Genomic DNA, 1,008 nt, shown 5'->3' with positions numbered 1-1,008 from the left:
AGCCTTCAACGGCTTCACCAGCGCCCTTCGGATCTCCCTCTCGTAGGTCACGTGACGGCCTCCAGGATCTCGTCAAACTCAGCGAGGGTGATCTTTACCATCCCGTGAGGTGCCTGGTCGCTGTGCCCGTCCTCCAGGGGGACGATGTAGGGCACGTTGTTACTCAGATAGATCGCGACGTTCTCCACCTCCCAGCCCTCGATGACGGGAATCGCCTCCTCTATCGTCGCCCCTCCGTCAGGGTCGGCCCGCTCAATCTCGGTCTCGATGGGTGAGCCGGTGCTCGCCTGCCAGTTCCCCCTCGCCCGGCCCTGATCCACAGGGGTCCGCATCACCACGCGCCGGAGGATCTCCAGGGCTGTCTTGCGCGGGATGATCTGCATGCGGTCCTTCGTCTGGCTTGCCCACCGGCGTATATCGAGTGCGAAGCTCATCGCGCCTGCACCTCCGTGTAGATCGTGACCTCTGCGGGCCGAAAGGGGATCGCCTGCACCACCTTGAGCACCGCCCCGTCGGTATGCAGCTCATCCCCCGGGACCGGGTGCCCGCTTGCTAGGAACAGCCGGTCCCGGGCCTGGACCAGGGAGCCGTCAATGTGGGTGATGGCAAACCGGTTCTCCAGGACGAAGCACGGGATCTTCGTGGCCTGAGCCGGGTAGTCGTGCACGATAGTGCCCTCACCGTCCTCCCAGTACCATGTGCCGGTGAGGGCATCGAACTTCTTCTCCCAGCCGTCCGCACTCCCCGGGCGAACGATCATCGCCGCTTTCCCGTTCTCCCGCAGCTCGTCCGAAACCTCGCGGGCCATCTCCAGATACTCAGCCGTGTTGCTCATACGGTGATCCTCACGCCCGGAGAGCGGGTGTAGCCCCGCACCAGATCGGTCACGGTCGTCAGGGTGTCACGCGTTGGTGCCCTGTCGAGAAACTCAGTCTCCAGGGGCCCTGTCCGCTTGCGCTTGATGTAGCCGCCCCGTTTCAGTAGCGGCTGGAGATTCACCCCCTGCAC

Annotated in this window: 2 protein-coding genes; both read right to left on the bottom strand. The window is 64.3% G+C overall.

Annotated features, from left to right (window positions below):
• Positions 1-47 precede the first annotated feature (47 nt).
• Positions 48-434: a hypothetical protein gene (locus B071_RS0113645; protein ID WP_018527627.1), complete on the bottom strand. Its 387-nt coding sequence runs from the start codon at positions 432-434 to the stop codon at positions 48-50.
• On the bottom strand, positions 431-835 hold the full coding sequence (locus B071_RS0113640) for a hypothetical protein (protein WP_018527626.1): 405 nt from the start codon (positions 833-835) through the stop codon (positions 431-433). Before B071_RS0113640 ends, B071_RS0113645 begins: the two co-directional genes overlap by 4 nt.
• Positions 836-1,008: the final 173 nt, after the last annotated feature.

The sequence above is a fragment of the Alkalispirochaeta alkalica DSM 8900 genome, from assembly GCF_000373545.1.
Lineage (GTDB): Bacteria > Spirochaetota > Spirochaetia > DSM-27196 > Alkalispirochaetaceae > Alkalispirochaeta > Alkalispirochaeta alkalica.
This window is presented reverse-complemented; position numbering and strand designations above follow the sequence as displayed.

Excerpts from the sequence above, each read along its gene's own strand:
- B071_RS0113640 (WP_018527626.1), bottom strand. The coding sequence starts at position 835 with ATGAGCAACACGGCTGAGTATCTGGAGATGGCCCGCGAGGTTTCGGAC.
- B071_RS0113645 (WP_018527627.1), bottom strand. The coding sequence starts at position 434 with ATGAGCTTCGCACTCGATATACGCCGGTGGGCAAGCCAGACGAAGGAC.